General features: G+C 43.9%; 23 protein-coding genes and 1 riboswitch. Of the genes, 8 read left to right on the top strand and 15 right to left on the bottom strand.

Features of this window, described 5'->3' with window-relative positions; genetic code table 11:
* Positions 1–241: 241 nt before the first annotated feature.
* The 3 genes from DW947_RS21440 to DW947_RS11125 form a co-directional block, all read right to left on the bottom strand.
* Positions 242–469: a hypothetical protein gene (locus DW947_RS21440; protein ID WP_009037238.1), complete on the bottom strand. Its 228-nt coding sequence runs from the start codon at positions 467–469 to the stop codon at positions 242–244.
* Between the two features lie 337 nt (positions 470–806).
* Positions 807–1,016, bottom strand: a complete 210-nt coding sequence (locus DW947_RS11130) for a winged helix-turn-helix domain-containing protein (RefSeq protein WP_005828467.1) — start codon at positions 1,014–1,016, stop codon at positions 807–809.
* 234 nt (positions 1,017–1,250) lie between these two features.
* Entirely contained in the window at positions 1,251–1,700 is a 450-nt protein-coding gene (locus DW947_RS11125) for a hypothetical protein (RefSeq protein ID WP_005828472.1), read from the bottom strand.
* Between the two features lie 127 nt (positions 1,701–1,827).
* Between DW947_RS11125 and DW947_RS11120 the strand changes: the two genes are divergently transcribed.
* Entirely contained in the window at positions 1,828–2,643 is an 816-nt protein-coding gene (locus DW947_RS11120) for a helix-turn-helix transcriptional regulator (protein ID WP_117963711.1), read from the top strand.
* Positions 2,644–2,719: 76 nt separating this feature from the next.
* Positions 2,720–3,127, top strand: a complete 408-nt coding sequence (locus DW947_RS11115) for a pyridoxamine 5'-phosphate oxidase family protein (protein ID WP_117963712.1) — start codon at positions 2,720–2,722, stop codon at positions 3,125–3,127.
* A 49-nt stretch (positions 3,128–3,176) separates the two neighbouring features.
* On the opposite strand, the gene DW947_RS11110 is transcribed toward DW947_RS11115, so the two are convergent.
* On the bottom strand, positions 3,177–3,719 hold the full coding sequence (locus DW947_RS11110) for a hypothetical protein (protein WP_117963714.1): 543 nt from the start codon (positions 3,717–3,719) through the stop codon (positions 3,177–3,179).
* Between the two features lie 129 nt (positions 3,720–3,848).
* Here DW947_RS11110 and DW947_RS11105 point away from each other — a divergent pair, with 129 nt between their 5' ends.
* Complete coding sequence (locus DW947_RS11105) at positions 3,849–4,097, top strand: hypothetical protein (RefSeq protein ID WP_057282186.1); 249 nt, start codon at positions 3,849–3,851, stop codon at positions 4,095–4,097.
* Between the two features lie 50 nt (positions 4,098–4,147).
* Here DW947_RS11105 and DW947_RS11100 read toward each other — a convergent pair whose 3' ends face one another.
* The 6 genes from DW947_RS11100 to DW947_RS11075 form a co-directional block, all read right to left on the bottom strand.
* The gene (locus DW947_RS11100; protein ID WP_005838273.1) at positions 4,148–7,084 is read right to left on the bottom strand and encodes a glycoside hydrolase family 2; all 2,937 of its coding nucleotides are present in this window, start codon (positions 7,082–7,084) and stop codon (positions 4,148–4,150) included.
* A gap of 76 nt (positions 7,085–7,160) precedes the next feature.
* A complete protein-coding gene (locus DW947_RS11095) occupies positions 7,161–8,810 on the bottom strand; it encodes a RagB/SusD family nutrient uptake outer membrane protein (RefSeq protein WP_057282185.1) in 1,650 nt (549 codons plus the stop codon).
* A 30-nt stretch (positions 8,811–8,840) separates the two neighbouring features.
* Positions 8,841–12,104, bottom strand: coding sequence for a SusC/RagA family TonB-linked outer membrane protein (locus tag DW947_RS11090; RefSeq protein ID WP_005834995.1), 3,264 nt, complete (start codon positions 12,102–12,104; stop codon positions 8,841–8,843).
* 181 nt (positions 12,105–12,285) lie between these two features.
* Positions 12,286–13,275: a FecR family protein gene (locus DW947_RS11085; RefSeq protein ID WP_005834994.1), complete on the bottom strand. Its 990-nt coding sequence runs from the start codon at positions 13,273–13,275 to the stop codon at positions 12,286–12,288.
* A 29-nt stretch (positions 13,276–13,304) separates the two neighbouring features.
* Entirely contained in the window at positions 13,305–13,871 is a 567-nt protein-coding gene (locus DW947_RS11080) for an RNA polymerase sigma-70 factor (RefSeq protein ID WP_005834993.1), read from the bottom strand.
* 203 nt (positions 13,872–14,074) lie between these two features.
* Positions 14,075–14,944, bottom strand: a complete 870-nt coding sequence (locus tag DW947_RS11075; protein ID WP_057087063.1) for a mechanosensitive ion channel family protein — start codon at positions 14,942–14,944, stop codon at positions 14,075–14,077.
* Positions 14,945–15,049: 105 nt separating this feature from the next.
* Positions 15,050–15,146, top strand: a riboswitch (TPP riboswitch).
* Between the two features lie 33 nt (positions 15,147–15,179).
* Here DW947_RS11075 and DW947_RS11070 point away from each other — a divergent pair.
* From DW947_RS11070 to DW947_RS11060, 3 genes are read left to right on the top strand one after another with little or no spacing between them, the layout of a single operon-like run.
* Complete coding sequence (locus DW947_RS11070) at positions 15,180–17,492, top strand: TonB-dependent receptor (RefSeq protein ID WP_117963719.1); 2,313 nt, start codon at positions 15,180–15,182, stop codon at positions 17,490–17,492.
* A gap of 48 nt (positions 17,493–17,540) precedes the next feature.
* Positions 17,541–18,191 (top strand): nicotinamide riboside transporter PnuC, encoded by a 651-nt coding sequence (gene pnuC / locus DW947_RS11065; RefSeq protein ID WP_117963720.1) that lies wholly within the window; start codon positions 17,541–17,543, stop codon positions 18,189–18,191.
* Positions 18,192–18,212: 21 nt separating this feature from the next.
* Positions 18,213–18,890 carry a thiamine diphosphokinase gene (locus tag DW947_RS11060; RefSeq protein ID WP_117963721.1) on the top strand — a complete coding sequence of 226 codons (678 nt, stop codon included), beginning with the start codon at positions 18,213–18,215 and terminating at the stop codon, positions 18,888–18,890.
* Here DW947_RS11060 and DW947_RS11055 read toward each other — a convergent pair.
* A complete protein-coding gene (locus DW947_RS11055; RefSeq protein WP_119958516.1) occupies positions 18,850–19,758 on the bottom strand; it encodes a DMT family transporter in 909 nt (302 codons plus the stop codon). The genes DW947_RS11060 and DW947_RS11055 overlap by 41 nt on opposite strands.
* Positions 19,759–19,828: 70 nt before the next feature.
* Between DW947_RS11055 and DW947_RS21610 the strand changes: the two genes are divergently transcribed.
* Positions 19,829–19,996, top strand: a complete 168-nt coding sequence (locus DW947_RS21610; protein ID WP_165859469.1) for a hypothetical protein — start codon at positions 19,829–19,831, stop codon at positions 19,994–19,996.
* Entirely contained in the window at positions 19,981–20,304 is a 324-nt protein-coding gene (locus DW947_RS11050) for a hypothetical protein (RefSeq protein ID WP_016274203.1), read from the top strand. Before DW947_RS21610 ends, DW947_RS11050 begins: the two co-directional genes overlap by 16 nt.
* 36 nt (positions 20,305–20,340) lie before the next feature.
* On the opposite strand, the gene DW947_RS21605 is transcribed toward DW947_RS11050, so the two are convergent.
* The 4 genes from DW947_RS21605 to thrA form a co-directional block, all read right to left on the bottom strand.
* Positions 20,341–20,487 (bottom strand): hypothetical protein, encoded by a 147-nt coding sequence (locus DW947_RS21605; protein ID WP_165859468.1) that lies wholly within the window; start codon positions 20,485–20,487, stop codon positions 20,341–20,343.
* A 281-nt stretch (positions 20,488–20,768) separates the two neighbouring features.
* Positions 20,769–22,070, bottom strand: a complete 1,302-nt coding sequence (thrC, locus tag DW947_RS11045) for a threonine synthase (RefSeq protein ID WP_119958515.1) — start codon at positions 22,068–22,070, stop codon at positions 20,769–20,771.
* Positions 22,071–22,164: 94 nt separating this feature from the next.
* The gene (locus tag DW947_RS11040; protein ID WP_119958514.1) at positions 22,165–23,415 is read right to left on the bottom strand and encodes a cofactor-independent phosphoglycerate mutase; all 1,251 of its coding nucleotides are present in this window, start codon (positions 23,413–23,415) and stop codon (positions 22,165–22,167) included.
* Between the two features lie 21 nt (positions 23,416–23,436).
* Positions 23,437–25,869: a bifunctional aspartate kinase/homoserine dehydrogenase I gene (gene thrA / locus DW947_RS11035; protein WP_119958513.1), complete on the bottom strand. Its 2,433-nt coding sequence runs from the start codon at positions 25,867–25,869 to the stop codon at positions 23,437–23,439.
* Between the last annotated feature and the right edge of the window lie 355 nt (positions 25,870–26,224).

The raw sequence follows: 26,224 nt of genomic DNA, 5'->3' as shown, positions 1-26,224 counted from the left end.
TTAAACTCTAAAAGAAAAGCCGCTACACTGTGATTGGCAGTTGTAGCGGCTGTTTTTCTTATTTGAATTTATTTACTCTCTTCATTCTCTTGAATAATCTTATAAATCTGATACCAGTAATGGAAAGCCTCCGGATTGGACTTTTTCAGTTTATTCAATCTGTTCAATTCATTTAAAGGATGTTCCGGATTGAACTGCTTTATTTCTAAATCCTTTAAGTTTACTTTAGGGGCAAATCGGATTATTTCTTCTTATATCCGGCAAAATCGGATAAATCCTCTTTTATATCCTTGATACGGACAACCTTGTACCTCATATCCTTCAAAGCTCTGTAAACAGAATCACAATGAAAATGATTGGTTTCACTGAAAAACTGTAAGACATGAACATTATCCACTACCATATCACACTCTTTTGAAGGTACATACACAGCCAATGAAAGACTGTTTATCAGGCTTTCATTACTCAAACATAGGATTTTAATCTACTGATTAAATGACAGTTAGATATGCGCACTATTGTGGTACGTCTTCTCCACAAGTATGGAGAAGCCGTACCACAATAGTGAAGAAACTGCATCACAACCGTGCACAATAGTCATTAATAAGCTTTTAGTAGGAGAAAGAGCTGTTCTTTGCGGAAAGAAGACCAGCCATTTGCACAAGAAAAAACAGCATGCAAGCAAAGTTTGCCTACATACTTGCATGGCATCTGCTTACATACTGTAAAATGCGGTATAACAAACAATTAGAAAGCACCATGCAAGCATGTAAGCAAAATGTGTGGTAAACCTATTGTATCTCTTTTCATTTTGCGATGACTCCATAGTAAACCATGTTATCAATACGCTTCTGATAAATCTGGTTATTCTGCAGCAGATACCCCAAGGCCAAACACAAATCCACATCCCTGAACTTCGTCAGTTTCTGCAATTCAAAGATTGTACACTTCTTAAGATTGCACAAAATGGAATATACCATTTTCATATTATTGGTCGCCTTCTCAATACTCTTCATATTATTATCTTATTATTAGTTCCTTTCTTAAAATGATATCCTATATTATCTACTCAAATATAAGATAAAGACAGAGCAATGACAAACATTGCCCATTCTTTTCATTTCAGATAACATTCTTTGAACTACATATACCTAAAATCTGCAAAAAATATAGAACTTTATAAATATCAACACTTTATAGAAAGGTATATTCACATTATACTATATCCGGAAACGATTATGTTGGTATAATCAAGGTACTATTATATGCTTGCCTTCGGGAGTGACTACTACCGAGCCCATTTTGATGTAATGTTTCCCTTCCGGCGAAACTATTACCTTTGTTTCGCTACTCTTGTCGGAAGATTCTTTTTTCTCATTCATGAAACTCTTGTCCCGCGAAGTGGTAACCGGATAAGTATCCTCCAGATAGCTCTTCATTTCGTCCACTTTTCCGTCTTTGAACCACACCTTGACAGCCGACCACCCCGCAGGAGTATAAGCGCGGAATGTCCAAGCCTCTCCCTCCTTATTCAAATCTCTAAATGCAGGCTCTCCTAAAATGGTACACACCTCTTTAAAGCTCATACCACGTTCAATGCTGCTCAACTGCTTATAATCAAACCCGTAGCTTTCATAAATGCCACAGCCCATCACCAAGACAGCGAGTAACAAGCCTAAAACAACTGACATCTTTTTCATAATAGAAAGTTTTAGTATTTATCCATACAGCAAATGTAGTATGATAAAAACCTCCTTTTCCGTGATTCTCTCTATTTATACATAGGGATTTCCCTATCTTCGAAGTTTATTCCTATCTTTACAACCTATGTACAAAGAATATCATCCCAGCCCCCTGCTCTCCCCCTATATTGACAAATATTGGGAGTTCAAAGGACAACCCGAATACGGCATGCACATCAATATCCTGCCGGACGGATGCACCGACTTTATCTTCACGTTGGGTGAAGCCCCTAAGGCTGTACACGACAACCTCGTCATGCAGCCCTACCATGCCTACTTCATTGGAGCCATGACCAAATATTCCGAATTGGTGACCCGTACGGTAACAGTCCATATGCTGGGAATCCGTTTTCTGCCTTGCGGAATACTCCGCTTCATGAATCTCCCTTTGCAGGAGCTCACCAACTTGCGGTTAAACGCCGATGAGCTTACAAGCCTATTTACCCACTCTTTTGCAGAAAGGCTGGGGGAACTGGGAACCATTCAAGAGCACCTGGCCTTCATTGAAGGCTTCCTGCTTCAAGCCTTATACCGATGCACCCCAAAAGCAGAACGGAGCATGCTGTTCGCCATACAGCAAATCAACCGATGCAAGGGTGACTTGTCACTCCTCCGGCTAGCGGAGGAGACTTGCCTATGCCAACGCCATTTCGAACGGAAATTCAAGCAGCACACCGGACTTACGCCCAAAGAGTACAGTCGGATTATGAAGTTCAAACATGCTGTAGACTTGCTGCGAAGTACCTCTTTCGACAATCTGCTGTCCGTTGCCATCAAAGCAGGATATTATGATGTTTCCCATCTCTCAAAAGAAATCAAAAAGATGTCCGGCAACGCGCCATGCCAGTTTCTCACTTCCGCTCCATTGGAAGAAGGGACTTTGAGTTATGTGAAAACATGAAAGTCGATTTTTTACAATAGCTCCTCCGATTACCATACCTATATTTGCAGCAATCAAATCAATAAAAATATCCAATATGGCAACATTAATCGAGAAAGCAGCAGAAATCTTGGCAAGATGCGAAACCGTAGTCATCACTTCCATCAACCAAGAGGGATATCCCCGGCCCGTTCCAATGAGCAACATCAAGTCGGAAGGGGCCACAACCGTATGGTTGGCGACCGGCAAAGACAGTCTTAAAACAAAAGAGTTTGCAGCCAATCCGAAAGCCGGTTTGTGCTTCCAGGAAAAAGGAAACAGCGTAGTGCTCACCGGTGAGGTAGAGATTATAGAAGACGAAGCCACCAAGCTGGAGATGTGGCAAGAGTGGTTCATCGCACACTTCAGCAAAGGCCCGGCAGATCCCAATTATGTACTACTGAAATTCAAAGGGCACCATGCCACCATTTGGATTGACGGACATTTTGTACGCAGAAATCTTTAAGAAGAGCATTCAGTTCCTCATCTGATGTCTTGCATGGGGGGGATGAAAACTATAGCCCCTTCGTTATCACCGGCAATCCGAAACCTCCTTTCTGCAAAGTCAGGACTTTCGGTTTGCCTTTTCGTGCTTTGTTGTATGTGGCTGTGGAAACATGCAAGGTCTCTATCGCTCCATCCTCGAAAGCCACCTTTAAGTAATACTCCTTACGTACTCCGTCCGACACATAACGGTGCTTGCCCACTTTACGTCTCTTTTCATGTTCTTTTATCAGCTTCTCAAGTACGGTGACCGTCACCTCTTTTGTCGAAGCAGGAGCCGCCATCTGATAATTCCCCACAAGAAAAAGCGAACAACTGATGACACCCACGCACAGCACATGGCACAATGTATTCACTGCCTTTTGCTCCATCGTTGTCAGCCATATCCATTTTTTATATAGAGGAAGTGTAACGACTGCCACCACAAGTCCTACCCCTACGGGTATCCACACAGCAGCCAACGTATCTTCATAGATGTTATATCCGATGCAGCCCAAAGCTACGACCAGTACAAACATCAGAAAACGGAGTATTTTTATAAACAGTTCTTTCATTGCCGCGTTCATATTTTTTGCAAATATAAAAAGAAATATCGTTCGGCCGACCATCAAGTCTGTTCAATCTACATGAACTAACTTGCTTGATAGAATGTTATAACTACAATAACTAAAACAGAAAATATCATGGAAAAGAGCTTAATTCATAGTAATGAACTGCATTTTATCAGTAAGAAACGCATTCATCAAGCAGTAGAGAAAATGGTTGAGTCATTGGATTTGGCTGCGGGTTCCACAACCGGCTTCAACATCTATGCAGTAGTGGAGAGCTATTTCACGGATTTGGAAAAACGAAAAGAAATCAATCAGCTGCTCAACCTGGAACAAGATGTCTGCGAAGAAGTAGAGGCAGAGCTCGGAGTATACGGAGAATAAATAATTGGACAGTAGCCTCTTCACAGAGACTACTGCCCCACAGTATGAATTTAATTAACAATATCTGAATATTTCATCAAATAAGTATCGTAAACCGATAGAAATGGATTTTCCGTTCCTTTTATATCTTTACTTGGTTTAAAAAGATAAGATATACTTTGAGGCCATTTTCCTGCAGAAAGAGGATAAATAACCAAACTTCCTTCTAAGTTTCCTATATCATCTGTATATATAGGATAGGCTGTTTCACGCAACTTTCCACAAAGTCCAGATACCACAGAATTTATAGATAATACTATACCTTTATCCGTTTGTTCAAAGTTCATGTTACAGTTTGGAGCTATCACCGCAAAACCATTCCCAATACTATCCGAACAAAGTAAAACGTCAATGCCCATTCTATTTCCTTCAAAGTATAAGTCCCCGGCTGTTATATCATGGACACCATAATCATTGGCAGATTGTTTACCCGGATAAGATGCATAAGGGCCAAAACCCAACCACTGAAGATGTTTTATTTTGGTATCCAAAAGAAATGCCAACCCTCCTTCCAACAATAACTTTCCTTTAGTTTGCGGAGCCAATGAATAATTAAACTTAATGCCACCACTTGGCAAACTGCCACAACTAACCCGACCTATAGCAGAAATTGCCGGATTCATGTAATCCACTTCCTGAATATATCTTTTATCCACAACACTTTTTTTACATTCAATAGGTTCCATCAAATATTTCTCTATTGCCTTACCTTTCGCACGTAACTCTTCAGACATGCTGAACTTACGTCCCACTCTCATTAATGGGTATGTTTGAAAACAACCTGATAATTGCTGTAATATCTCTACAGTATCCATCTCTATCAATTCACCATCCGCTATTTTGAACAATTGAGTCATGAAAAGCCCTTCTTCTGAAACAATTGGAATAGAATAGTTACCCACTGAATATCCTTCAACCGTATATATAGCTATTTCCAAAACATAAAATCTATCTGCAGGAGATTCATCCAATACCAGTTCAATCGGTATATAGCCCATACAACCAGCCAGACATTGGATACTCTTTTTCCCTTCAGAAACCACATGCTTTCCATCCAGCAAACGCCATTCAAAAGAGACCTTTTCTGATAAATCCACGAAATCAAATCTATTGGCTACTTGGACTTTCAAATGGTTCACCCCTTTCTTGCCAACTAACCGTTCAGTACATACCGGAACTTGAGCATAGTTTTTACGCAACTCATAATAATTACTCAAAGGTATACGATTAGCATAAAGCATACCATCTGCCCCGGAATTGCCTTCTAAAGTAATACAAGTAGAATCCTTCAACCACATTTTGTTTGTCCAAGCATACTTACCCGGAAAAGTAGCTTTTCTATCTACCATACCTTGATCGACCCACTCCCAAACACAGCCACCGGCCAAATTGTCATTCTTCTCTATCAATTCCCACAAATCTTTATGCTGTTCGAAAGACTGGCCTAGCGAATGACAATATTCTGTCAGAATAACCGGGCGTTTGGCAGCCTCCGCATAATATCTCAATGTAGCAACCGGAGGATAATGAGGAGCAAATATATCGACAAAGTCAGGTATATTGAAGTCCAAACTCAGAAAATAATTGTGAATCATCGGATAACAAATGGGGCGTGTAGGATCCATTCGTTTTACATACCTTCCCGTTTCTTCAGCAATGGTGGTCAGGGGATTTTCATTCCCTATACTCCAGAATAATACAGAAGGATGATTCTTGTCTCTACGAACGGTGGCATCTGCTCTAGTCAACAAAATATCCTGGTAGGATTTATCATATAAATGAGAATCGCCATACCCAAAAGGAACCTCATCCATTACATACATACCGATTGAGTCACAAAGTTCATAGAACCGGGGATCACGTGGGTAATGGGAACAACGGATAAAATTCACATTCGCATCTTTCATCATCCTCAAATCTTTTAGATTTAATTCTTCACTTACCACTTTTCCATTAAAAGGATCTGTCTCATGTAAATCCACTCCACGTAACTTTATCTTCTTACCATTTAGTTTTATCACATTTTTCTCCACCAATACTTCACGCACACCGAAATTGACAGTAAAATGTTGCACACGTTTCGGAGCATAAAGAGAATATTCCAACCGATAAAGATGAGGTGTTTCTGCATTCCACAAGAAAGGGTTATCCAGAATTATTTCTTTGGAAATCTGTTGTTCTGCCTTCTGAAGCTCTTCTCTGAATCGAGCAACAATCTTTCCACCCGGTTCCTTTATCAAACCCTCAATATAGGTATTAGCCGATACTGAACTTGTAAAGGAAGCAATATCAAACATCATATTTATGCGTGCACTTTCATTTGACACGCTATCCGTGCGTAAAGTGAAATCTTTTAGATGCGTATCGGGTATGGCAAACATAGAAACATTTCTGTTAATACCAACTTGTCCCCAATCATCATTTCCATCAAAATCAAACCCTTTATAATGAGTATATACCCTTACAGCCAATAGGTTTTCACCTTTCTTTAAAAAATCCGTAACATCAAAATGGCAAGTATTATAGGAAGATTCCCACTTTCCCACATAATTTCCATTTACCCATATTTCATATCCCCGCAAAACTCCATCAAAACTTAAAAAAACATGTTTATCCTTCCACCCCTTAGGGACTGTAAAGTTCTTGCGGTATAACCCGTTTATTTCTTCCGGATTAGCATATTTAGGTTCTACATAACCAAGCGCATCCCAACAACCCGGCACAAGGATTCTATCCCATGAGCTTATATCATAGTCAGGTTGATAAAAACAAGCCTGCTCTTTCCAGTCAGCCCCATTAATAAAATAAAAGTCCCACTGACCATTTAATGTTCTGATGAGTGAAGGGTCTGTTGGTCTGATTATATCCTTCAAACTATTTAAAATTTGTGCAGTGTTGTTTGCCGGCATCAAACATAAAGCCAACAGCATAAACAAGTATTTCTTCATATACAAAGTATTTTATAAAAATAAGAGAAGGAATACCAGAAAGTAGAAAAATTCAATCCGGTATTCTCTCGATTTATCAATAACCCGGATTATTTTCAATAATGGCTTTATTCTGGTCCATCTCATATTGAGGAATAGGGAACAGAATATGGTCTGTTGGATATTTCGTCAATCCTGGTACTGTTTTAAATTTATCACTGCTTGTCTCTGGCAAATAGTCTGAATAAAAATGAAGCTTAATTTGTTTTCCATCACCAAATACATCTTTCACAGCATCCCAACGGAGTAAATCAAAAATACGTTCACCTTCCATTGCAAGTTCCACCCTTCTTTCATGACGTACAATATCAACTAAATCTCCATCGGCAGTTGATTTTGGAGGCATATTGACAGAAGGTCTCGAGCGTACCTTATTAACCCATACAAGTGCTTCATCCTTGCCTTGTTCTGCCAAAGCTTCAGCTAAAAAAAGATATAAATCAGCCATACGCATAGCAGGCCAATCCAATCCTGCATAACGAACATTGGTCAATCCCGTTAAATCCTCCGTCAGTTTCTTCACATTCAATCCGGTAGGAGACCATTTATAATCATAAATCACTTTATCACCGGTATTATAAGTGATGGGGATTGCCGTTTGGTTCCCATCGCTGTCATAACTATGATAATCAAGAGTTAAGGGAGTGGATGGAGTATATGTGCCGAATACAGAACCTTGATAATACAAAGTATATTCACGACGAGGATCATTCGTTTCATACGCATCATAAAGGCTGCGAGTAGGCAGACAATATCCCCAACCATCACCCCCTTGAATATATTTCAACTCAGTCGGCAAATCCCTTACATTCCTTTCAACACAAAAATCCTGTTCCCAAAGTCCACTATTACGTTCAAAAGCGAAATAAAACAACAGTTCCGGATTTTGTTCGTTGTCAATACTGAAAATGGATTCATAATCATCAATCAGATAGTATCCGTCAGACTCAGCAATTTGTATTGCCTCACGAGCTGCTTGTTCTGCATTCACAAAGTCCTTATTATATAAATAAGCTTTTGCCAGATAGGCAGCACCAGTAGCACGGGTAGGCATGCCAGTATATCCATTACCATCTCTCGTCAAATTTTCTTTAGCAAAAGAAAAATCTTCTATAATTTTCTGATAAATCTCTGATACCGGGGTACGGGGTTGAGAGAATTCATCAAAAGATGAAAGCGGAGCCGTGATTAATGGTACATCTCCATAAAATGTCGTCAAGAACATATAATTAAAAGCACGCATGAAACGTGCAACTGCAATATAAGGATTTATTTCAGAATCAGTAAATCCTTTATTCTTTAGTTTCGGAATCTCCTGAATAGCATAATTGGCAGCGTTGACACTTTGATAAGAATACTTCCACCAGTCTGTTGGATAATTAAGACTTGGTGTAATATTCCAATCCAATACCTGAATTAAATCATTACCATTCAGTCGAAGCCCGCCATCATCTGTCAGTGCGTCACATATCGTGGCAAATCGCTTTCCATACATCTGTGTTTGAGCCACCCAAGGATTAAATGATGCAACAACAAGTTCTTGTGCGGAAGATAAATTATTCAGAAAATTATCTGAACCAGGTTTATCCTGAGGCTGAATATCCAAAAAGCTATCCGAACAAGCGGACATAACTAATGATAGACAAATAGCCGTCAATGTGCTTCTATTAAATATATTTTTTCTCATAATCAATGATACTTTAAAATGATAATATTATTAGAATGCAAATTGTAATCCGAACGTACAAGTACGTGGCATAGGTACGGTCACAGTACTGCTAATTTCAGAATACTCATTGCCAAACGTATATAAATTCTGGACTCCAATATAAGCATTCAAGTTTTCCATACCCAATTTATTGCATATATTTTTGGGAAAACTATAACTAAGATTCAGATTGCGAATACTCAGATAAGAGGCATCAATCAACCAAAAGTCAGAGAACTGCTGATTCTGTCCCGGATCTCCCACTGCCACACGAGGATACTTCCCGTTAGGATTTCTTTCAGCATCATATCTATCAAGAATATAGCTTGCCTCCATATTCGGTTCTCCACCAAACATATCTGTTGCATAGCCACCGCTCAACATATTCTTTTGAATACCTTGAACACCTTGAAGCTGAATCTGAAGCGTAAGATTTTTGTAACTGACTGAGCCTGCCAAACCATAGTTCAAATCGGGAAATACTTTTCCAAACAAAGCTCTATCAGCTGTGTCTACCTTTCCATCCGGCTTACCCGTAAGGTTTCCGTTTTCATCGTAGCCATTAATATCTTTAAACCAAATATCTCCTATCTGTTTTCCGGCATAATGCGGATGATTATTCAAATCATCCTGTGTACGGATAATGCCATTGGACACATAACCATAAAAACTTCCGATTGGATAGCCCTCCTTGATACCTGAAGTAGTCAAATCCCGTCCTTCCAAATCTATCACTTCGTTGTGTACATGAGAAGCATTAAAGTTAACATCAAATTTCCAGTCACCAATCGTACGTCTATATCCTATTTCAAAGTCAATACCAGTATTGCGTATATGTCCGGCATTGATATAAGGACTGCCTGAAAGTCCAACAGAAGTAGCTATAGGTTGGTTGAACAACAAATCTTTAGTATCCTCAATATAAAAGTCCATAACCACATAAAAAGAATTTCCAAACATGGAAAGATCCAAACCTATATTCTTTTTTTCAGTACTTTCCCATTTCAAATCTGTATTGACAGCATTGGCAAATGTATATCCGGCAACAACCTTTTCATTGAATACCGCGTTCTGTTGTGAAAGATATACCGATGTACCATAAGGATTAATACTCAACACATTACCAACCTTGCCCCAACTCAAGCGGAACTTCAGTTCATCCAACCAGTTAAAAGCATCCATAAATTTCTCTTCTCCTATACGCCATGCTGCCGATACAGATGGAAAGATACCATATTTATCCTTTACCAAACGTGACGAACCGTCACGGCGTAACGTACCACTGAAATAATATTTATCTTTGAAAGAATAAGCTAAACGTCCAAATTGAGAAAGGAAACTCCATTCACTCCACGAATTGCTATTAAGTGCAGTACTGGGATCACCTGCATTCAGAAATTTAATATCATTGCTCGGTGTATTTCCACGACTCCCCATTAAATCCTCAAAAGTCTGTTTTTCTACAGAATAACCCAACAATGCAGAAACCGAGTGAATTTGGTTAAAGGTTTTCTGGTAATCCAAGGTATAGTCGGTTATCCAATGGAATGTTTCTGCATTCGTTTTAGTTACCTTATTCACATTACTGCCCTCCATACCGTATTTTGTATCCATGGCACCAATGAAATCATTTGAATAACCATTTTTCCACTCCCCACTCACACGGGCCGTAAACTTCAATCCTTCAAGAATATCAACGGCTAAATAAAGATTACCATCAATTCCTTTATTGCGTACAGTTCTATCTGAATTTTTAAGCATCCACAATGGGCTAGGAGTTTTACTTTGTAGATAAGTATTGGATATTGTAGCAAAATCACCATCCTTATCATACATGGCATTCAAAGGAGAATAACGGAAAGAGGCAGCATATGTATCCCTCCAATCAAAATCACGTTGAGATGTCTGTTCTGAAGCATAGAGATTAACAGAATGTCCGAATTTAATCCTATCACCAATCTTATGGTCACTGTTCAAACGAAGATTCAAACGATTATAACTCTGTTCTTTGATGATACCTTCATTATACAAATAATTCAGTGACACAAAATAATTGGAATTCTTACTTCCCCCCGTTATTGAAAGATTATTATTGGTCAGATATCCCGTTCTTTTCATCAAATCCGGCCAACAATTGTCATTGCCTTTTATCTTTTCCAAATCACTGTCACCCCAAGGCACATCCTTACCTCCATTTTTATATGCCTCCGTAGCTATTTCAAGCCATTGGGCTGCATTCAAATAATCAATTTTCAGATTGCCTTCTTGTTGGAAGCTCTGTTCCGTCTTGAACGAAATTGTCGGTTTCTCATCCACTTTACCACGTTTTGTATTAATTACCACCACTCCATTAGCGGCACGTGAACCGTAGATAGCCACAGCAGAAGCATCTTTCAATACAGTAAAGGTTTCAATATCCTGCGGATTCAGATTATTGATATTCTCAGAAATTGTCCCGTCAATCACATAAATGGGAGCATTCGTTCCATTAATGGATTGTGTACCATGAATAAGAACATCAGTACTTGCACCCGGTTGTCCGGAACTCGGAGTAACATGAAATCCGGAAATCCTTCCTTGCACAGATTGCAGGATATTCGTCACCGGCCCTTTCTGTATTTGATCTGCATTAATTTGCGATACAGCTCCCGTCAAATCGCGTTTACGAACACTCCCGTAACCAATTACCACCAATTCCTCCAGAAGAGTTGAATTTTCCGTCAGTATAACCGTTAATGGGGCCTCATCTTTGAGCTTGATTTCCCGATTGTCATATCCGATATAGGAAATTTCCAGAATGGAACCGGCCGGCACCTCATTCAGCAGAAATTTACCGTCAATATCAGATATCACTCCAATGGTAGAACCTTTCACAAGAATATTAGCACCAATAATCGGTTCTCCATTCACATCCTTTACCACCCCTGTTATCTTCCAGGATTTGGCAGATTCAACATCAACCAGTTCTTTAAGAATAAAATATATCTTCTTATTCTTTATCTCGAAGGTTACATTACCATCACTTAATAACTCCTTCAACACATTGACCAAATCTTCTCCTTCTACTTTTATCGATACTCTTCGGTGTACATCCAATATCTGATCACTAAACACCAATACATAACCGGTTTGCTTTTTAATGGATAGCAATACATCCTGCAACTCTACATTGGTATAGTTCAAGGAAACTTTTTGTGCCCATGTTGCAACAGACAAACCAAACAACAAGATTCCCAAAAGAAGTAATTTCTTTGTTTTGAATCGTGATTTCATAAAGCATTAAATTTTTTAATTCATAATTCAATAATCTCTTTAAAGGCCTTTCATATAAAGCTAACACATCAACTTCCGGAAGGTATGAGTCGAAAACATTTTTTTTTCAACAATACAAAAAAATAGGTGCAGGATTCTGTTTAAATCCATACACCTATATCATAATTCCCTTAACTGGGTATCAGTCTTTTCTCCTTATTTCGAAGACATTCTCATCCTTTTCAATAAATTCTATGCAAGAAACCTTTTCCAGATCATGAAGCACATCAATGACATTCACTTTACTAGTAGACAGTGTATACCTACTATCCAACAAAATAGAATCATTTATAATAAACTGCGTATCATACTGCCGTTCCATCACTTTGATTATATCCTTCAAAGGTGCCATATAAAAATTCAGACTATTAGTACGCCATGCTTTCATTCCATCCAAATCTATAGGACGAGTAATGTCACACTTGCCAGAACGGCAATCATAGGCTGCACTTTCCCCCGGTTTTAACGGGTATACCTTATCCCCCATTCCCTTTAGCAACACACTTCCTTCATCCAAAGTAACAAAAATATGAAAATCAGCTGGATAGGCTTTCATATTAAATTGAGTACCAGTCACTCTCACTTCCAAATCTTTTGTCTGTACTGTAAACGGGCGTCCCCTTTCTTTTGCCACCTTAAAATATCCTTCACCATAAAGTTCTACTTTCCTACTGAATAGTCCAAACTTCTTAGGATAGCGCAAAGTTGTTGCTGAATTAAGCTCAACATTCGTTCCATCTTGTAAAACGACTTGCATACGTTCACCACACGGCACTACAATCTCTGCATATTGTATATCAGAAAAGACACCTGCCTTATCTGCCAGAAAAACAATGGTACTGCCAAACAACAGAAAAGGTATAAAGACAGCTGCGACTTGCCACCACCTCCACAATCTACTATGCTGCTTTATTTGTCCCAAGAAACGCTTCCTCATTCGCTCTGTGGGAATATTTCCACCAGTCCATTCTTCTATTTCTCTTTCCCCCATAAGCACAGATTCTGCCGTTATTCTTTGTGAAAGATATTCTTGTCCTTCCTCAGTTGCAAACCAATCCATAGTAGCCTTACTCTCTACTGAAGAAGCCGAATTATCAAGTACCCGGTCTATCATTTCTTTATCCATCTTCATTACCTTGATATTATATTATATAAAACACTTCAGCAAACCAAAAGTATGAGTATCAATTTATCGATCATACCACGAAGTTGTTTAATTGCTTGTGTATAATGTGATTTTACTGTTGGTATAGTAATATGCAATTTATCTGCTATCTCTTGGTTGGACAAGCCTTGTTCAATCTTCATCAAACATATTTTCTGTTTTTGAGGTGGTAACTTACCAATAACAGAACGCAAGTGTCTACGAAAATCAGCATCCTCCAATGCTTTCATCACATCTTCCTCTTCACTATTCTGTTGAAGCAATTCTTCGTGTTTCTCAAGCACAATACGCTGATGACGTAACTCATTCAAGATATAATTCTTCAAAATAGTAAATAAAAGACTGCGCAACCCTTCAGAAAAATCAAAAGTTTCCCGTTGTTCCCACAATCTCATAAAGGTATGTTGAACTGCATCTTCTGCTTCAGGACCGGATTTTAAATACCGGTAAGCCAAAGCATACAACAAACGGTGATAACGATCAAAGACAGAAGCAAAAGCTTCTGCTTTACCAATGCTCAAACCATTATATAGCTGACCATCAAAATCAACCGCATAGCCCATTTTGCTTTCTTTTTTTAGTATTAGATACATTGAATATCGGCAAAAGTAAACAAAAGTAGGAAAAGAACAAACTGCAACCACTTCTATCACATACAAAAAGCAGATTAATCAGATTTAAATTGAATAAATCTACATAATCTGCTTTATCAGTATTAGTAAGACACCGTCGAAACAGTGACTATTTTTTGCCCATAAATGATAACTCAGTCTTTCGCCTGATGCACCGTCAACTGCGGGAACGGGAAACCGATGCCCTCTTCGTTGAATACGGAGTAAATCTTCTTGTTCATATCAAAATAAACGCCCCAGTAATCTCCACTCTTTACCCAAACACGGATAACTACATTCACGCTGCTGGCATCCAAGGCATGGAGAGCTACAAACGGTTCGGGAGTATTCAGAATACGGCTGTCTTCGGAGATGATACGACGCACGGTGCTTTCTACCTTGTCATAATTCTCACCATATTCCACACCAATCACCCAATCCACGCGACGGGTGTCCTCGCGGCTGTAATTGGTCACAGTGCCACTGCTCAACGCACCGTTAGGGATATAGATTACCTTATTGTCGGCTGTGGTCAGAATCGTATGGAAGATTTGGATTTCGCGTACTGTGCCGGACACTCCCTGGCTTTCAATCCAGTCACCTACCTTGAAAGGACGGAACAGCAAGACAATCAGTCCACCCGCAAAATTCTGCAAGTTTCCGGAAAGTGCCATACCGATAGCCACACCGGCAGATGCCAACAAAGCTGCAAAAGAAGTGGTTTCCACTCCCAATTTGCCGATAACGGCAATAATCAGCAGAATGGTCAGCAAGATATTGACTAAACTTTTCACGAAGCTCTGGATACTGGCATCCACATGTCTTTTTGCCAATAACCTCGCCAGCATTTTCCGAAGAAGGGAAATCAGGAACCGTCCTACCACAAAGATGATAATGGCTCCGATAATACGTCCACCGGCATTTACGCCCCAATCTATCAATTGCTGAAGGAATATCTGCAGTTTGCTGAAACCGTCGTCAGCAACTTGGGCAGCAAAGGCTGCCATGAATAAAGATGATAACATAACTATACTCTTTTTTTAAAATTAATGCTGCAAAATTAACAAATAACTCTGACTTTCGTTCACTTAACTTGCCACTTTCGACGAAAACTCCTACCTTTGCTCCCGATTTCAACTAAGGGGTGCCCTAATACGACGGGCTGAGATCATACCCATTAACCTGATCCGGGTAATGCCGGCGGAGGGAAAAGAAGAAAAGTTCCCCTTTTCTGTATTCATCTAAACGAAACAATTGCAAATGAAGAGACATGCAATGGCAGCCTGCCTCCTGACGGCAGCACTGAGTGTCTATGCGCAGACACGAGAACAAGACAGTCTGCGGGTGATAAACCTGCAGGAAGTGGAAGTCATCTCCACACGTGCCACAAGCAGCACACCGGTGGCATTCACCAATATAGGCAAAGAACAACTGAAAAAACAGAACTTCGGACAAGACCTGCCGTATCTGTTGAGTATGACACCCTCCGCCATTACTACCAGCGATGCCGGTGCCGGGGTGGGTTACACCACGCTGAGAGTCCGCGGAACAGACGGCACACGCATCAACGTCACCGCCAACGGTATTCCCATCAACGACGCGGAGAGCCACACGGTATTCTGGGTCAACCTGCCGGACTTCGCCTCCTCCGTCAAGGATATGCAGGTACAGCGCGGAGCTGGTACCTCAACGAACGGTGCAGGAGCTTTCGGTGCCAGCATCAACATGCAGACGGGTGATTTCTCCATGAAACCCTATGCAGAATTCAACGGTTCCTACGGTTCCTTCCATACACACAAGGAGACGGTGAAAGCGGGAACGGGACTCATCAACAATCATTGGTCGTTCGACGCGCGGCTCTCCAACATCAGTACGGACGGGTATATAGACCGGGCGTCTGTGGGACTGAACTCCTATTATCTGCAAGGAGGATACTACAATGACAATACCTCCGTCAAACTGATAACCTTTGCCGGCAAAGAGCGCACTTACCACGCATGGAACTACGCCAGCAAAGAGGAGATGGAACGTTACGGACGGCGTTACAATTCCTGCGGATTCATGTACGCCACCGACCGGGACGGCCATGTATACAGCAAAGAATATTATAAAGACGACAACGGCGAGAAGCATTACCTCACGGACGAAGGAGGTGCACTGCATTTCTATGACGACCAGACCGACAACTATACGCAAAAGAATTACCAGCTGCTATTCAACCACAATTTCACTTCACAATGGAATCTGAATATCGGCCTGCACTACACCAAAGGCGACGGGTACTACCAGGAATATAAAGGCGAACGCCCGTTGGCAGAGTACGGCATGTCGCCTTTCGAATACAACGGCGGCAAGGTAGAAGTAAGCGACCTTGTCCGCAAGAAGGCAATGGACAACTGGTTTGGCGGCGGAATCTTCTCCGTAAGCTACAAAGCCGACCGTCTGCATGCCTCGCTGGGCGGTGCACTGAATCGCTATGACGGCGACCACTTCGGAAAAGTGCTTTGGATAAAGAACTATATCGGCGAACTGAACCCCGACCACGACTACTACCGCAACAACGCCACAAAGAACGACGGAAATATTTATCTGAAAGCCAATTATGAACTGGTAAGCGGCCTCAGCGCCTACCTCGACCTGCAATACCGCCACATCAACTACAAGATAAACGGACTGAACGACAAGTACAACTGGACTGCCGCCACTCCGGGAATGCAGAAACTGGACATCGACGAAGACTTCGACTTCTTCAACCCGAAAGCCGGACTGTCCTGGCAAATCGACCGCAACCACCGCCTATACGGTTCGTTCAGCGTGGCGCATAAAGAGCCTACGCGCAACAACTACACCGACGGCTACTTCACCGAACATCCCAAGGCTGAGCGCTTGTTCGACTACGAACTGGGATATACCTTCGCCAACTCATGGCTCCATGCGGGTGCCAACTTCTACTATATGGACTATAAAGACCAGCTGGTACTGACGGGGGAGCTGAACGAGATAGGCGAAGCCATGGCCAGCAACGTGCCCGACAGCTACCGTACGGGCATCGAACTGATGGCAGGCATCCGGCTGGACTGCGGCTTCCAATGGGACATCAATGCCACACTCAGCAAGAACCGTGTGCAGAACTTTACCGAGACACTTTTCGAGAACGAAGAGGTAGGGTCGGAAGCATGGGGCATCAAACACGGGGATACCCCCATCGCATTCTCTCCCGACTTCATACTGAACAACCGCCTGGGCTATACGTTCAAGGGATTCGAGGCCTCGCTGCAGTCACAATATATCAGCAAGCAATACATGAGCAACGCCAAGCAAAAGGAGTGCACGCTGGATGCTTATTTCGTAAGCAACCTGAATCTGTCCTATACCTTCAGGTTGCCTAAAGTAAAGTCGGTAACCGTAGGGTGCACCATCTACAATCTGTTCAATGAAGAATACGAGAACAACGGATACGCAGGCAGCGGATACTATCTCGACGACAACGGAGGAAAAGTCCGTTACAACTATGCCGGCTACGCTGCCCAAGCGGGGACGAATGTACTGGGACATATAGCTATTAATTTTTAAAACCCCTCGTTCCCCTGAAGGGGAGGGAGGATAGTCTTTCTGTTTTTTATGGAACACGCTCTTGAAATTATCGGTACACTTGTCGGATTGCTCTACCTCTGGTTGGAGTACCGGGCAAGCATCTATCTTTGGATAGCGGGCATCATTATGCCTGCCGTCTATATTTTTGTCTACTATGATGCGGGGTTGTATGCAGACTTCGGCATCAACATCTATTATCTGGGTGCTGCCATCTACGGCTGGATGATGTGGAAGTACGGGGCGTTTCTGCGACGGACTATCTTGCAGCGGAAAGGTACAGGACAGAAAGGAGAGGACAAAAGAACAGAAGAACAAAAACTGGAACTTCCTATCACCCATATGCCGGCGCGCTATCTGCTGCCGCTTGCCGCCGTATTCATCGCCGCCCTCCTCGGCATTGCCTGGATACTGATGAACTTCACGGACAGCAATGTGCCCTGGCTGGACTCCTTCACCACCGCACTGAGTATCGTCGGCATGTGGATGCTGGCACGGAAATATGTAGAACAATGGTGGGCATGGATTGCGGTAGATGCCGTCAGCGCCGGACTGTACATCTACAAAGGACTTGATTTTACAGCCGGACTATATGCCTTTTACACAATTATAGCTATCTTTGGCTACTTCAAATGGAGAAAAATGATGAGCAAGGATGAAGGGTTAAGGATGAAGGATTAGGGATGAAGGATTAAGAAAGATATGAAAGACGAACTATCAACTATCAACTATCAACTATCAACTATCGAAGCCGTAGTTTTGGCGAATGGGGAATATCCTGCAAGTCCCCTGCCTTTAAGGATATTGGCGGAAGCGCCTTACGTAGTCTGTTGCGACGGCGGAGCGGACGAATACATCCGTCGGGGAAACGTGCCCGATGTGATTATCGGCGACGGTGACTCCCTCAGTGATGAAAACCGCCGGAAGTTCGGACATATCCTGCACCGCATCAGCGACCAGGAAACCAACGACCAGACCAAAGCCGTCAATTTCCTGCTGGCGCAAGGTAAACGCCGCATCGCCATCATCGGTGCCACGGGCAAGCGTGAAGACCATACCCTGGGAAATATCAGCCTGCTCATCGACTATCTCCGCGCCGGAGCCGATGTACGTACCTATACCGATTACGGCATCTTCATCCCCTGCCGGGGTACCCGCACCTTCCCAAGCCATCCCGGACAGCAAGTATCCATCATCAACTTCACTGCACACGGTCTGCATGGCAAAGAACTGGTCTATCCCCTCAGCGACTTCACCAACTGGTGGCAAGGCACACTCAACGAATGCACCGGTACGGAATTCACCATCGAGGCGGAAGGGGAATACCTGGTATTCGTCACTACTTCTTCGCTTCCGCCACTTCAACAAAGTACACGCTGATACAAATCATGGCAATGGCAGCGGCTTGCGTCCAACTGAAACGGTCTTGCCCCAAGGTGAGGGAAACAACGGTAGTCACCACCAGTATCAGATAGCTGTACATGGCTACAACCGTCGTCTTGAGATACTTCAAGCCCACCGGAACCAGAAAGTAACTGAGGTAAGTAGGGAAAACCAGCACAAACGCCAACACCGCCCACGGCACCCAGTGCCACTCCCCATGCAAGGCATCCGTAAGCAAGGGTGCATCCCAGCCTATAATGGACGACACAATCAATCCCATTACTGCCGCACCGCCAAAGATGTACTTCATCATCGTCACTACCCCGACCTCTTCCAGCAATTTCTTGCTCACAATCAGGTAAACGGCAAAGACCAGCGAACTTACCATGCAGAGCATGTTGCCCGTAAACGCATCGTGCGCCAGGTCATCACTGCCTTGCGTAAGGATGCACAGCAACGCACCGCCAAAACCCAGCGCTATACCGATAATCTTCATCAGCGTAGCCTTTTCGTGCAGGAAAAAGACGGATATCAGAAAGACCCAAATGGGTTGCATAGAGTTGAAGATGGCACTGGAAACCGGAGTCGTCTTGCTGATGCCCAGCAGATAACAGAACATGAATCCGTAGAGTCCGAAGGCTCCCAGACAGAACAGCCCTATCCGTTGCCGCTTTGTGGCCGGTGCCTCCTTTACAAACCAGCTTGTTATCCAAAATGCCACGGCAGCAAAGACACAACGCACCGTGACACCCGTCAATGCACCCAGCCACAAAGGGAGCAGAAATTTCAATCCATTCATATTCAACCCCGCCATGACGCGCGACGCAACCATACTGAGATTGGCTTCCAGTTTCTTATCTTTCATCAGCTTCGTATTTTTCCCCTCAAACAATTCATTACTTTGAAATGTTTTAGGAGAAAAAGGAGATAACACTATGGCAAAAGTTAAAGAAGAACAATCGTCTCAGCAAACAAAGCAAGTCCTCGCATTCTCCACCCGGCTACGCCATGACCTTAAGAAAGCCTGCCGGCAACTGAATGAGGGAGAAGGACAAGAGGACGTCACAATCAGTAAGGAGGTGAAGGCATGGCTAAACAAATAATCTGGTCGCCCCTCGCCAAAGAGGCGCTGAAGGGCCTGCTGATTTCCTCGCAAGAAAGAGATGGCAACAAACGGTGTGGCGGGGTTCTGTACTCCTTATTCCAAAATGCATTGTACCGCGTCACGCTGAATCCGTTTATCGGACAGCCCACCGAAGCAGAGAACATACGGTACATCATCCCGCATCCCGACTATACGCTTCTTTACCGGCACAGTCTCCGGAAGATTGAAGTGCTTGTGCTATGGAACAACCATCATAAGTTGGGCAGCATGATAGACCTCATCCGGGAAGAACCCGATACAGAATAAAGCAGCCAATCTTGTCAAGAGCAGATTTATGGAAGATTAACGGAACAGACGCATTATCGTCCGTTCATATAGCCGGAACAAACCATGTATCCGTCCCGAACATATCATCTGTTTATCCTCGACATACCATCTGTCGGAGCTGAACATATCATCCGAAAGCTCGGAGCTTTTCATCCGAAACATCCGGACTTTTCGTCAAAACCACTGGGATTTTCCAAACAAATGCCTGCCATTCCGCTTGCTGAAGTGGAGGATTAAATCTGTAAAGCACTGGTTTAGGAGAGCAAACCCTAAGGTTTGGCTAATGAAGTGGCGGAAGAAGACAACAAAAAAAGGAGAAGCGATACCTCTCCTTTTATGCTAATTTAAAATTGAATCTGAACTAAGATTGCAGTTACAAAGATACAACATCCAAAAGGCGATGTCAAGCAATCCGGTGTTTTTCTTTACGGACGTCCCATTCTTTATACATGCATCAGATATTGCTTGAAGTCTGCAAAATCCTTTGACATCGGCAGGCTCTTCTTCTCACCGCGCATAAAAGCTTGAAGCTTGGCAGGTATCTCTACCGCTTCACCGATAATCTTCTCCACTGTATCCTTGAACTTCGCCGGATGGGCCGTCTCCAGGAATACGCCCGTTTCGCCGGGTTTCAGTCCTTCGGCCAGGGCCCGGAAGCCACAGGCCCCGTGCGGGTCGAGTAGGTAATGGTCTTTCTTCCACACTTCCCGCATAGTTTCGGCAATCTGCTCGTCGGTATAAGTGGCACCGCTGATTTCAGCAGAGATGGCGGCATGGCTGCCTCCGTAAAGGTCGAGTACACGGGCAAAGTTACTCGGGTCGCCCACATCCATCGCGTTGGCAATGGTAGCAATACTGGGACGCGGCGTATAAACACCCGTCTGCAAATATTGGAAGAAGATATCATTGCGGTTGTTGGAAGCGATAAAGCGTTCCACGGGCAGTCCCATACGCTTGCCGAAGAGGCCGGCAGTGATGTTACCGAAGTTACCGCTGGGTACACACACGACGGCATTGTCTCCCTTGCCGGCACGTTTCAGTTGAGCATAGGCATAAAAGTAATAGAACGCCTGCGGCAAGAAACGCGCCACGTTGATGGAATTGGCGCTGGTCAGTTGCAGGTGCTCGTTGAGTTCCCGGTCCATAAAAGCGGATTTAACCAAAGCCTGGCAATCGTCGAACGTACCATCGACCTCAATGGCCGTGATATTCTGCCCTAAAGTAGTGAACTGTTTCTCCTGGATTTCACTGACTTTTCCCTTCGGGTAGAGCACATAGACGTGTATACCTTCCACACCGAGGAAGCCATTGGCAACGGCACTCCCCGTATCACCGGAGGTAGCAACGAGAACATTGACTTGCTTCTTGCCCTCTTTCTTGATAAAGTATCCCAACAAACGCGCCATGAAGCGGCCGCCTACATCCTTAAAGGCAAGCGTCGGACCATGGAACAGCTCAAGCGAATAAATATTCTCCGTCACGCGGACCAGTGGGACATCGAAACTAAGTGTATCATAAACAATCTGTTTCAGTGTATCGGCAGGAACATCCTCGCCAAAAAAGGCATCTGCCACACGATAGGCTATCTCCTGAAAACTGAGCGTATCAATGCTATCGTAAAACTCTTGTGGCAAAGGTTTGATGGAGAAGGGCATGAAGAGCCCCTTGTCTGCAGCAAGTCCCTTTACCACGGCTTCTTCAAGAGTGGCTTCGGGGGCTTGTTTGTTGGTACTATAATATTTCATATTAAATTAAAAATTAAAGAATTAAAAATTAAAGGCTGCGTTATGCTGCTGGATGGTAATCAGCACATTGGCATATTGGCACATTAGCGCCACATTACTCCTTCATAAATTCATTGATAAACTCGTCCTCTTTCATTAAGCCGTAGCTGCCGTCGCAGGCTGCCACTTCATCAAATGTCTGCACTCCGTCAGGCTCTATACCCGGATACCAGATGAGAAACGGAATGGGTTCGGCCGTATGCGTACGGAGTTCGCAGGGAGTAGGATGGTCGGGCAATACGGAGATGGCAACGGGTTCCTCCCAGTCCTTCACAGCCTCGTATATAGGGCCAACGGCACGGCTGTCCAGATTCTCAATCGTCATAATCTTCAAGGGGACGTTTCCTTCATGACCGGCCTCATCACTGGCTTCGACATGCAGGTAGACAAAATCATCCGTCCGCAATGCATCGAGGGCGGCAGCCACCTTATTCTCATAGTTGGTATCATAAAGCCCCGTCGCACCTTCTACGGTGATACGCCGCAGCCCCGCATAGTAGCCGATGCCGTTAATCAAATCCACGGCAGAAATCACGGCGCCGCGCCTCACCTGCGGAAACTTGTCTGAAAGGCGCTCCATCTGCGGGCGATAACCGGGGCTCCACGGCCAGATACTATTAGCAGGGTCCTTACCCTCTGCCTTCCGCTTCACGTTGACCGGATGGTTTTCCAGCAACACTTGCGAACGGAGAATCAAATCGTTAATCAAGTCGGCAGTCTGCTTCGGAGTAAGCTCTGCACCGCCTTCGGGGACCGAAATATTCTCCGTACCCTCCATCGGCTTCACCATCAACGGACGGAAAGGCTTCAAGGGGACATCGTGGGGCGGCGTACAGTCTATGCGCTTGTCCCCTCCCTTTATTACCAGCAGATGGCGGTATTGCACGCCCGTATGGAAACGTACGCGGTCATCGCCCAGATGCTCTTGAAGGTATTTCACCAACACATCCGCTTCCTCGGTAGTGATGTGTCCGGCAGAATGATTCTTGATGTTATCTCCCTCGATACAAATAATGTTGCAACGCATCGCCATCTCACCCGGCTGCAAGTCCACACCGATGCTCGCCGCTTCCAACGGACCGCGACCTTCATACACCTTCGGCAAATTATAGCCCAGAACGGACATATTCGCCACCTCACTGCCGGGATGAAAGCCGTCCGCTACCGTCATCAACCGTCCCACACGTCCCATGCGTGCCAGCTTGTCCATATAGGGAGTTGCAGCCGCCTGCAGCAAGGTTTTGCCTCCCAGAGCCTTCACGGGCCAGTCGGCCATACCATCACCCAATATAATGATGTGTTTCATCTTTCTATATTACGATTTGGATTAAACATTTGCAATGCTCATAATATCCGCAAATACCCCCGCAGCCGTTACACCTGCACCGGCTCCGTAGCCTTGTATCATCATCGGATATTCCTTATAACGTGCCGTGGTCAGCAGGATGATGTTATTGCTGCCTTCCAGACCGTAGAACGGATGGTTGGCGCCGACTTCCTGCAAACCTACGGATGCCTTGCCGTTTTCCAGCTTGGCTACGAAACGCCAATGCTTGTTCTCGGCTTCCAACACCTTGCGGCGGGCTTCAAAATCGGCATCGAGGCTCGGCACCTTCTTCCAGAAGTCATCCAGAGAGCCTTCAAAGAAGTCATCGGGCACAAAGAGGTTCTTCTCCACATCGCTCTGCTCCAAACGGTAACCGGCCTCGCGCGCCAGAATTACCAACTTGCGGATAACATCCTTTCCGCTGAGGTCGATACGCGGATCGGGTTCGGAGTAACGTTCCTCCTGCGCCATCTTGATGGTCTTGCTGAAAGGAATGTCGGCATTGATTTTATTGAAGATATAGTTCAACGTACCGCTCAGCACAGCTTCAATCTTCAGTATCTTGTCACCGCTATGGATAAGGTCGTTAATGGTATTGATGATGGGGAGTCCGGCACCTACGTTCGTTTCAAACAAGTACTTCACACCGCGTTGGCGGGCTATCTGTTTCAGTTCACGGTAGTTCTCGTATTCGGAAGAAGCGGCAATCTTGTTGGCAGCCACTACCGAAACATTGTGCAGCAGCAAGTCCTTGTAAAGGGAAGCCACGCCTGCACTTGCAGTACAGTCCACAAAGACAGAGTTAAAGATGTTCATACCGATAATCTCATTGCGTAGTGTTTCCAAGGAACTGTCCTTCCCTTTTTCCTGCAACTCCTCACGGAAACGTCCCAAATCGAAGCCTTCGCGGCTGAACATGGCCTTGTTCGCATCGGCGATGCCCACTACATTCAATTGCAGACCGTTCTCCTGCATCAGCTTCTGGCGCTGACTGTGGATTTGTTCTATCAGACTGCCACCTACAGTTCCTATACCACAGATAAAGAGATTCAGTACCTGATATTCCGACAAGAAAAAGGAATCATGGATGACATTCAGCGATTTACGCAATGATTTGCTGTCCACTACAAACGAGATGTTGGTTTCCGAAGCACCCTGCGCACAAGCAATCACATTGATACCATTACGTCCCAACGTACCGAACAGCTTTCCGGCAATACCCGGCGTATGCTTCATGTTCTCGCCTACGATGGCCACGGTAGCCAAGTTCTTTTCTGCCTGAATAGGAGAAATCTCTCCCATCTCTATTTCTTTGGCAAACTCCTCGTTCAGCACCTCGCAAGCCAGGTCGGCATCCGCATTGCGCACACCGATAGACGTTGAATTCTCCGAAGAAGCCTGGGACACAAGGAACACACTGATGCCATTCTTTGCCAGCGCCTTGAAGATACGGTAGTTCACACCGATGACACCTACCATACCAAGGCCTTGCACTGTAATCAAGCTCGTATCGTTAATGGAAGAAATACCCTTAATGGCCTTGCTTTGCGGGTCTGAAACCTCTTGCTTGATGACAGTTCCCGCCCCCTCCGGGTTGAAGGTATTCTTTACCAAAATGGGAATGTTCTTGTGGCAAACCGGATAGATTGTCGGCGGATAGACCACTTTCGCACCGAAGTTACAAAGCTCCGTAGCTTCCACATAGCTCAATTCATTGATAGTGTATGCCCTGGAAATCACACGCGGGTCTGCTGTCATGAACCCGTCTACATCCGTCCATATTTCCAGACTGTCGGCATCTAGTGCGGCAGCAATGATTGCCGCCGTATAGTCAGAACCACCTCTACCCAGGTTCGTTACCTCTCCCGTCATTTTGTCTGTGGAGATAAAACCCGGAACCAATACGCGTTTGGGCAGGCTGCTGAATGTTTCGCGCACCAACGAATTTGTCAACTCCGTATCCAGCACATGCTTGGAATGCTTCTTCTCCGTCTTGATAAACTTGCGCGAGTCAAACCACTCCGCTCCCGTCAACTGGGCAACGATGATAGATGAAAGACGTTCGCCATAGCTCACAATCGTATCGGACGTCTTCTGCGAAAGGTCCTTTATCAGATAAATGCCCTGAAAGATGTCCTTCAGCTCGTTGAGCAACTCACCAATCTGGCGTTGCAAGGCAACCTGCGCCTCGCCTGCCGGAATCACTTCCTTAATCATTTCCACATGACGATAGACAATCTCCCGGAACTCATTCTCGTAAGAAGCATCACCGGCTGCCGCCATTCTAGAGGTGTTTATCAACTTGTCCGTGATGCCACCCAATGCGGACACCACCACGATAACCGGTTCATCGACTGCTTCTACAATTCTCTTGACGCTCAAAATACTGTTCACGGAACCTACGGACGTTCCGCCGAATTTCATTACTTTCATTTCTCTTTATATTGTTGAGATGGTTGATACAATGTGTCGGAAACAAGCTGCTACGGCTTGCATTGACTTTAATTAAATGGAAAAACTGCTTGAAAATGGTGTAACACGTAGAAACACAAAATACTATCCCTAACCCCTAAGGGTCATGGTCCACATGGATGTGACTGTATGTTGATAGTACTTGTTCATAGTCTCTTGTTTCTATCATTTATGATAAGTGTTGCAAAAGTAACAATAAAAACATTCAATCTATCACTTTTTGCGACTTTTTTGCGATAAAAATACAGAAAGCCTCTAAAAAGGCAAGAAATATGCACAACTTACGGCTTACACTTTCACACTTTCCATACCTTTT

The sequence above is a fragment of the Bacteroides sp. AM44-19 genome (assembly GCF_003603395.1).
Lineage (GTDB): Bacteria > Bacteroidota > Bacteroidia > Bacteroidales > Bacteroidaceae > Bacteroides > Bacteroides uniformis.
This window is presented reverse-complemented; position numbering and strand designations above follow the sequence as displayed.

Excerpts from the sequence above, each read along its gene's own strand:
- DW947_RS11130 (WP_005828467.1), bottom strand. The coding sequence starts at position 1,016 with ATGAAGAGTATTGAGAAGGCGACCAATAATATGAAAATGGTATATTCC.
- DW947_RS11125 (WP_005828472.1), bottom strand. The coding sequence starts at position 1,700 with ATGAAAAAGATGTCAGTTGTTTTAGGCTTGTTACTCGCTGTCTTGGTG.
- DW947_RS11120 (WP_117963711.1), top strand. The coding sequence starts at position 1,828 with ATGTACAAAGAATATCATCCCAGCCCCCTGCTCTCCCCCTATATTGAC.
- DW947_RS11115 (WP_117963712.1), top strand. The coding sequence starts at position 2,720 with ATGGCAACATTAATCGAGAAAGCAGCAGAAATCTTGGCAAGATGCGAA.
- DW947_RS11110 (WP_117963714.1), bottom strand. The coding sequence starts at position 3,719 with ATGAAAGAACTGTTTATAAAAATACTCCGTTTTCTGATGTTTGTACTG.
- DW947_RS11105 (WP_057282186.1), top strand. The coding sequence starts at position 3,849 with ATGGAAAAGAGCTTAATTCATAGTAATGAACTGCATTTTATCAGTAAG.
- DW947_RS11100 (WP_005838273.1), bottom strand. The coding sequence starts at position 7,084 with ATGAAGAAATACTTGTTTATGCTGTTGGCTTTATGTTTGATGCCGGCA.
- DW947_RS11095 (WP_057282185.1), bottom strand. The coding sequence starts at position 8,810 with ATGAGAAAAAATATATTTAATAGAAGCACATTGACGGCTATTTGTCTA.
- DW947_RS11090 (WP_005834995.1), bottom strand. The coding sequence starts at position 12,104 with ATGAAATCACGATTCAAAACAAAGAAATTACTTCTTTTGGGAATCTTG.
- DW947_RS11085 (WP_005834994.1), bottom strand. The coding sequence starts at position 13,275 with ATGAAGATGGATAAAGAAATGATAGACCGGGTACTTGATAATTCGGCT.
- DW947_RS11080 (WP_005834993.1), bottom strand. The coding sequence starts at position 13,871 with ATGGGCTATGCGGTTGATTTTGATGGTCAGCTATATAATGGTTTGAGC.
- DW947_RS11075 (WP_057087063.1), bottom strand. The coding sequence starts at position 14,944 with ATGTTATCATCTTTATTCATGGCAGCCTTTGCTGCCCAAGTTGCTGAC.
- DW947_RS11070 (WP_117963719.1), top strand. The coding sequence starts at position 15,180 with ATGAAGAGACATGCAATGGCAGCCTGCCTCCTGACGGCAGCACTGAGT.
- pnuC (WP_117963720.1), top strand. The coding sequence starts at position 17,541 with ATGGAACACGCTCTTGAAATTATCGGTACACTTGTCGGATTGCTCTAC.
- DW947_RS11060 (WP_117963721.1), top strand. The coding sequence starts at position 18,213 with ATGAAAGACGAACTATCAACTATCAACTATCAACTATCAACTATCGAA.
- DW947_RS11055 (WP_119958516.1), bottom strand. The coding sequence starts at position 19,758 with ATGAAAGATAAGAAACTGGAAGCCAATCTCAGTATGGTTGCGTCGCGC.
- DW947_RS21610 (WP_165859469.1), top strand. The coding sequence starts at position 19,829 with ATGGCAAAAGTTAAAGAAGAACAATCGTCTCAGCAAACAAAGCAAGTC.
- DW947_RS11050 (WP_016274203.1), top strand. The coding sequence starts at position 19,981 with ATGGCTAAACAAATAATCTGGTCGCCCCTCGCCAAAGAGGCGCTGAAG.
- DW947_RS21605 (WP_165859468.1), bottom strand. The coding sequence starts at position 20,487 with ATGTTTCGGATGAAAAGCTCCGAGCTTTCGGATGATATGTTCAGCTCC.
- thrC (WP_119958515.1), bottom strand. The coding sequence starts at position 22,070 with ATGAAATATTATAGTACCAACAAACAAGCCCCCGAAGCCACTCTTGAA.
- DW947_RS11040 (WP_119958514.1), bottom strand. The coding sequence starts at position 23,415 with ATGAAACACATCATTATATTGGGTGATGGTATGGCCGACTGGCCCGTG.
- thrA (WP_119958513.1), bottom strand. The coding sequence starts at position 25,869 with ATGAAAGTAATGAAATTCGGCGGAACGTCCGTAGGTTCCGTGAACAGT.